Genomic DNA, 6,000 nt, shown 5'->3' with positions numbered 1-6,000 from the left:
CCCCTGCCGGGGGCGGCGGCCTCGTCGTGTGTGCCGTTCTCCGTGGCTCAGACGGTGGTGATGACCTCGTCGAAGGCCAGGCGCGGGGCGCGCGGGCGCGAGGCGTCCTCGCCGGGCTTGCCGATGTTCACGATCATCAGGGGTGTGTGGTCGCCGTCCAGGAACTCCTTCTGGACGCCGGCGTGGTCGAAGCCGGTCATCGGGCCCGCGGCCAGACCGGCGGCACGGATGCCGACGATGAAGTACGCGGCCTGGAGCGCGGCGTTCATTCCGGCGTTCTGCTCACGCACCGGACGCTCGGAGAAGAACGCGTCCTTGGCGGCGGGGAACACCGGGAAGAGGTGCGGGAGTTCCTCGTGGAACTCGTTGTCCGCGGCGAAGATCGCGACCAGCGGGGCCGTGGACGTCTTGGGCTTGTTCCCGTCGCTCATGTGCTGGACGAGGCGCTCGCGGGCCTCGGCGGAGCGGACCAGGACGACGCGCAGCGGTGTCTGGTTGAAGGCGGTGGGGCCGAACTTCACCAGGTCGTAGATCGCCTGAATCTGCTCTTCGGTCACCGGCTCGTCGGTGAACGTGTTGGCGGTGTGGGCCTCGCGGAAGAGGAGATCCTGGGCTGCGGAGTCAAGGACGAAAGACATGGGGGCGTACCTTCCGGGACGGACTGACCGACCAAACGATCGATCAAAGGACGTCGCCAACGTACGCCTCGATGTATTAACTTTCAACTAAATCCGGGGCCGTCGTGACTCGCTTCACACACTGTTGGTATTGGGGCGTCCGGTTAGGGCGTCCGGTCGATCTTCCCGACGCCGACCGACGGCCGCTCGCTCAGCCCCCAGCCATCAGGCCTCGGGGTCGGGGTCGGGCGCCGGGTCGGCCAGCGAGGCGTCCAGACGGGCACGCGCGCCGTCCAGCCAGCGGCGGCAGACCTTGGCCAGCTCCTCGCCCCGCTCCCACAAGGCCAGCGACTCCTCCAGCGTCGTACCGCCGGTCTCCAGGCGCCGTACGACATCGATCAGCTCGTCCCGTGCCTGCTCGTAGCCGGGCGCGTCCGCGCCGGCGGCCGTTGCTGTCCCGCTGTCCGTCTTGGCCATGTGTTCCACCCTACGTACGGTCTACGACAACGAAATCCGACAACGAAATACGTGAAGAAACGCGCGAAGCGACGCGTGAGGAAGCGCGTGAGGAGGCGCGTGAGGAGGCGCGTGCGCGAGTACGGGCCGAACCTCCGTGCCCGCCGCTCATTCGGTGACCCGCACCGTGAACTCGCCCTCCGCCACCCTGGCCCGCAGCTCCTGGTCCGCCGAGACCTCCGACGCGGCGCGGACCACCGCCCCGTCCGGCCGCTGCAGCACGGCGTATCCCCGCTCCAGCGTCGCCGCCGGCGACAGCGAGACCACGCGCGCCCGGGTGTGCGACAGCTCCGAGTCCGCGCGGTCCAGCAGATGCCGCAGCACCCGCCGACTGCGGTCGACCAGCGCGTCGATCTCGCCCTCACGCTCGTCCACCATCCGGTGGGGCCGCTCCATCACCGGCCGCGCCAGCGCGTGGGCGAGCCCGCGCTCCTCGCGGTCGAGCAGCCCCTGGACCGTCCGCAGCGCCCGGTCCCGCAGCGCCTGCACCCGGTCCAGCTCCTCACCCACGTCCGGCACGATCCTCTTCGCCGCGTCGGTGGGCGTCGACGCCCGTACGTCGGCGACGAGGTCCAGCAGCGGGGAGTCGGGCTCATGGCCGATCGCCGAGACGACGGGCGTACGGCAGGCGGCCACCGCCCGTACCAACTGCTCGTCCGAGAACGGCAGCAGATCCTCCACGCTGCCTCCGCCGCGCGCCACGACGATCACGTCGACCTCGGGCAGATCGTCCAGCTCCTTGACCGCCTGGACGACCTGGCTCACCGCGTTGACCCCCTGCACGGCGGTGTTGCGCACCTCGAAGCGGACGGCGGGCCAGCGCCGCCGCGCGTTCTCCAGCACGTCCCGTTCGGCCGCCGACGCCCGCCCGCAGACGAGCCCGATCAGCTGGGGCAGAAAGGGCAGCGGCCGCTTGCGATCGGCGGCGAACAGCCCCTCGGCGCCCAGGGACTTCTTCAACTGCTCCAGCCTGACGAGCAGTTCGCCGATGCCGACCGGCTTTATCTCGGTGGCCCGCAGCGACAGCTGCCCCCTCGGCGCGTACCACTCCGGCTTCGCGTGCACCACGACCCGCGCGCCCTCGGACACGACGTCGGCGATCGCGTCGAAGACCTGCCGATAACAGGTGACGCTCACGGAGATGTCGTACGACGGGTCACGCAGCGTCAGGAACACGACCCCGGCACCGGGCCTGCGCGACAGCTGCGTGATCTGTCCCTCGACCCAGATGCCGCCGAGCCGGTCGATCCAGCCGCCGATGAGGCGTGACACCTCGCCGACGGGCAGCGGGGTCTCCGCGGACGTGTTGAGAGCCATGCGGTCGAGCGTATCGGCCGCCTCCGACAACGCGGCCCACGCCGGAAGGTACGGAGCCGGCCGAACCCGCAGAGCCGATGGAACCCACGGACCCTGGTGAACCCACGAAGCCTGCGCCGACCTACGGCGCCTTCGGCGTCACCGCGCGCCGACGCCACTGGATCGCCAGCACCACCAGCCCCACCGCCAGCCAGATCGCGCCCACCACCTGCGCCGTCCCCGACGCCTCCACGATCACCGCGACCAGCACGCCGGCGCCGACCACCGGCAGCACCACATGCGCCATGATCCGTGGCGGGCCTTCCATGCGGCGTACCGCGAACCACCCGACCACCGACGCGTGCAGCAGGATGAACGCCGTCAGCGCCCCGATGTCGACCACCGACACCAGATGGTCGAGCCCGTCGTCGCGCCTGGCCGCCCACACGGCGGCGATCAGGGTCACCACCGCCGCGAGCAGCAGCGCCACGCGCGGCGTCCCCCCGTCCGTACGGGACAGCAGCCGCGGCAGCCGCCGCTCGCGGCCCATCGCGAAGAGCAGCCGTCCGGCGGCCGCCTGTCCCGCCAGCGCGGCGAACGCGGCACCGATCGCCTTGCTCACCGCGACCAGGTCGTGCAGCCACGTTCCTACGGAGGCGTCCACGGCGTCGTAGAAGGCCGATCCCTGCTTGACCGGGTCGGCCGCCAGCTCCGCCGAGCTGAGCGGTTCGAGGAGAGCGACGAGATACGTCTGCCCGATGAACAGGACACCGGCCAGCGCCAGACAGAAGAGGACGGCCCGCGCCACCTTCCGCGAGCCGCCCGTCACCTCCTCGGCGAACGAGGCGATCGCGTCGAAGCCCAGATACGACAGCACGGCGACCGACACCGCGCTCAGCACCGCCGTCAAGGAGAAGCTCAGGTCGCCCGTGAACGGTGACAGCCAGCCGCGCGTCGCCCCGTCCCGTACGAGCACCACGATCGCCGACACCACGAACACCATCAGCACCACGATCTCCATCGCGAGCACGAAGAAGCCGACACGCGCGGCCGCCCGTACACCCCAGAGATTGAGCAGCGTGGTGATCACGACGGCGATGCCGGTCCAGATCCACCGGTCCACGGAGGGCACCAGTGCCTCCATCGCGATGCCGGCGAAGAGATACGCCACGGCCGGGATCAGCAGATAGTCGAGCATCGCCATCCACCCGGCGATGAACCCCGGCCCCTCACCGAGCCCCTTGCGCGCGTACGCGAAGACCGAACCGGCCTGCGGTGCGACCCGGATCATCTGCGCGTAACTGAACGCCGTGAACGCCATGGCGACGGTCGCGAAGACATAGACGAGTGCCACGGCCCCGTGCGACTTGGCGTCGAGCGTGCCGTACACGCCGACCGGTGCCATGGGTGCGATGAAGAGGAGCCCGTAGACGACAAGGTCGCGGAACCCGAGAGTCCGCCGCAGCCCGCCGACAGAGTCCGCCCCGCCGCCGTGCCCGTCCGAGCGCACGTCCGGACCGTCCGGACCGTCCGGACCCGGCTTCCTACTGAAGCCGCCGTCACCCGCGAACGGGTCCGAACCGTCCGCATCGCCCGCACCGCTGTCGGCCATCGCGTCCCTCCGTCGATCACGTAGGCCCAGTCTCGGCCCGACAGGTGATCTTCCGCCTCTTCTGGGCGGCCTTACGATGGTGGGCATGACTGCTACGCCCAGCCCGCCGCCCGCCGCCACCCCGAGTGGAGACGCCACGCGCCGCGCCGGCAAACGCGTCCTGCTCGCCGCGCCCCGTGGTTACTGCGCCGGCGTCGACCGTGCCGTGATCGCCGTGGAGAAGGCCCTGGAGCAGTACGGGGCGCCGATCTATGTCCGCCACGAAATCGTCCACAACAAGTACGTCGTGCAGACCCTTGAAAGGAAGGGCGCGATCTTCGTCGAGGAGACGGCGGAGGTCCCCGAGGGATCGATCGTCATGTTCTCCGCGCACGGCGTGGCCCCCGTCGTCCACGACGAGGCCGCCGACCGCAAACTCGCGACCATCGACGCGACCTGCCCGCTGGTCACCAAGGTCCACAAGGAAGCCGTGCGCTTCGCGAGTGAGGACTACGACATCCTCCTGATCGGCCACGACGGTCACGAGGAGGTCATCGGCACCTCCGGCGAGGCCCCCGACCACATCACGCTGGTCGACGGACCCGACGATGTCGCCAACGTCGAGGTGCGCGACGAGTCCAAGGTCGTCTGGCTCTCCCAGACCACCCTCTCCGTGGACGAGACGATGGAGACGGTCGACAAGCTCAAGGAGAAGTTCCCGCTGCTCATCGCGCCGCCGAGCGACGACATCTGCTACGCCACGCAGAACCGGCAGATCGCGGTCAAGCAGATGGGCGCCGACGCGGACCTGGTCATCGTCGTCGGGTCGAAGAACTCGTCCAACTCCGTACGGCTGGTCGAGGTCGCCCTCGGCGCGGGCTCCCGCGACGCCCACCTCGTGGACTCCGCCGACGAGATCGACGAGGCGTGGCTGGCAGGCGTCACCACGGTCGGTGTCACCTCCGGCGCGTCCGTCCCCGAGATCCTGGTCGAGGGTGTCCTGGAATGGCTCTCGGGGCACGGCTTCGCGGACGTCGAGATCGTCAAGGCGGCCGAGGAGTCGATCGTCTTCTCGCTGCCGAAGGAACTCCGCCGTGACCTGCGCGCCGAGGCCGCGAGCCTGTCCAAGAAGTAGTTCAGCGTGGTCATCTCCCCGTAACGTTGCGTCCATGAACGTCTTCGGAGTGGACATCGGCGGCTCTGGCATCAAGGGCGCGCCCGTGGACCTGGAGCGCGGCGAGCTGGCAGAGCCGCGTCACAAAGTGCTGACCCCGCAGCCGGCCACGCCTGACGAGGTGGTCGACTGTGTCGTCGAGGTGGTCGAGCACTTCAGCTGGTCCGGCCCTGTCGGCATCACTTTTCCCGGGGTCGTCACGGGCTCGGTGGTCCGCACGGCCGCGAATGTCGACAAGGGGTGGATCGACCTGGACGCCGGCAAGCTGCTCGGCGACCGGCTGGATCTGCCCGTCACGATCCTCAACGACGGGGACGCGGCGGGCGTGGCGGAGATGACCTTCGGGGCGGGCAAGGGCCGTCAGGGCACCGTCTTCCTGCTGACCTTCGGTACGGGGATCGGCAGCGCGCTCTTCATCGACGGCAAGCTCGTACCGAACACCGAGCTGGGTCACCTGGAGCTGAACGGCCACGACGCGGAGAAGCACGCGTCGACGAAGGCCAAGGAGGACCACGACCTGAGCTGGCACCACTGGGCGCACCGGGTGCAGAAGTATCTGGCGCATCTGGAGATGCTGTTCTCGCCCGAGCTGTTCATCATCGGCGGCGGGGTCAGCCGCAAGGCGGACAAGTTCATCCCGCTCATCGAGGGCATCAAGGCGGAGATCGTGCCGGCGGAGCTCCAGAACAACGCGGGCATCGTGGGTGCCGCGATGATGGCCGCGGAGCGCTGAGACGGATTCGCCGGATTCCACGGATTCCACGGATGCGAGCGCCGGACAGCGACACAGCTGCCCGGCGCTTGTC

6 protein-coding genes are annotated in these 6,000 nt (G+C 69.6%); 2 read left to right on the top strand and 4 right to left on the bottom strand.

The window, feature by feature from the left end; translation table 11 throughout:
* Window positions 1-47: 47 nt before the first annotated feature.
* From ACFT9I_RS36700 to ACFT9I_RS36685, 4 genes are all read right to left on the bottom strand, one after another.
* Complete coding sequence (locus ACFT9I_RS36700; protein ID WP_382571743.1) at window positions 48-638, bottom strand: malonic semialdehyde reductase; 591 nt, start codon at window positions 636-638, stop codon at window positions 48-50.
* Between the two features lie 204 nt (window positions 639-842).
* Window positions 843-1,094 (bottom strand): exodeoxyribonuclease VII small subunit, encoded by a 252-nt coding sequence (locus tag ACFT9I_RS36695; protein ID WP_382571741.1) that lies wholly within the window; start codon window positions 1,092-1,094, stop codon window positions 843-845.
* A 147-nt stretch (window positions 1,095-1,241) separates the two neighbouring features.
* Window positions 1,242-2,450: an exodeoxyribonuclease VII large subunit gene (gene xseA, locus ACFT9I_RS36690; RefSeq protein ID WP_382571739.1), complete on the bottom strand. Its 1,209-nt coding sequence runs from the start codon at window positions 2,448-2,450 to the stop codon at window positions 1,242-1,244.
* 121 nt (window positions 2,451-2,571) lie between these two features.
* Entirely contained in the window at window positions 2,572-4,041 is a 1,470-nt protein-coding gene (locus ACFT9I_RS36685) for an APC family permease (RefSeq protein WP_382571738.1), read from the bottom strand.
* An 85-nt stretch (window positions 4,042-4,126) separates the two neighbouring features.
* Between ACFT9I_RS36685 and ACFT9I_RS36680 the strand changes: the two genes are divergently transcribed.
* Window positions 4,127-5,155 carry a 4-hydroxy-3-methylbut-2-enyl diphosphate reductase gene (locus ACFT9I_RS36680; RefSeq protein ID WP_382571737.1) on the top strand — a complete coding sequence of 343 codons (1,029 nt, stop codon included), beginning with the start codon at window positions 4,127-4,129 and terminating at the stop codon, window positions 5,153-5,155.
* Window positions 5,156-5,189: 34 nt separating this feature from the next.
* Complete coding sequence (gene ppgK, locus ACFT9I_RS36675) at window positions 5,190-5,927, top strand: polyphosphate--glucose phosphotransferase (RefSeq protein WP_382571735.1); 738 nt, start codon at window positions 5,190-5,192, stop codon at window positions 5,925-5,927.
* The last annotated feature ends 73 nt before the right edge of the window (window positions 5,928-6,000 follow it).

The organism is Streptomyces sp. NPDC057137, assembly GCF_042670825.1.
Taxonomy (GTDB): domain Bacteria; phylum Actinomycetota; class Actinomycetes; order Streptomycetales; family Streptomycetaceae; genus Streptomyces.
The sequence above is the reverse complement of the archived record's forward strand: the minus strand, read 5'-3'. Positions and strand labels throughout refer to the sequence as shown.